This is a genomic window from Collinsella sp. Sow4_E3 (assembly GCF_052116285.1).
Classification (GTDB): Bacteria; Actinomycetota; Coriobacteriia; order Coriobacteriales; family Coriobacteriaceae; genus Collinsella.
On record NZ_JBQKLJ010000096.1, the window covers coordinates 1 to 568 of the forward strand.

General features: G+C 44.0%; 1 protein-coding gene. It reads right to left on the reverse strand.

All coding sequences use genetic code 11. The annotated features are described in order from the left end of the window. The coding region (locus ACTQ48_RS11435) for an ABC transporter ATP-binding protein (protein ID WP_441571041.1) at positions 1-568 on the reverse strand (568 nt) is incomplete at both ends.

Below are 568 nucleotides of genomic sequence, written 5' to 3' on the forward strand. Positions count from 1 at the left end.
TTTTCGCCCAGTGGACATCATTTACATGAATAATTGGTGGTGCTTCCTCAAAATCGATTTGCATCGCAAATTCAGAACGTGGTGCAAAGGCATCCCCAACTACCGGAGTAAAGAGAGATGGTGGAGTTCCAGGAATGGAGAAGAGTTCCCCACTAGCGTTTGCCAGTTGAGGAAGACTCGAGAGGAGACTCCAAGTATAGGGATGACGTGGATCGTAAAAGATGTCTTCAACGGTACCGAATTCAACAACTTCACCAGCATACATAACTGCGACTTTATCTGCGATACTTGCTACTACACCTAAGTCATGTGTGATAAAGATGGTAGTAAAGTTATACTCTTTTTGCAATTCCTTGAGCAAGTCCAAAATTTGTGCCTGAATCGTCACATCTAAGGCCGTTGTTGGCTCGTCACAAATCAGAACATCCGGACGACAAGCCAAGGCAATGGCGATAACAATCCGTTGACGCATTCCGCCCGAGTATTGGAAAGGATATTCATTGAAGCGTTTCTTAGCTTCTGGTATTCCAACTCTTTCCATATAATCAATAGCGAGACTTTTGGCTTC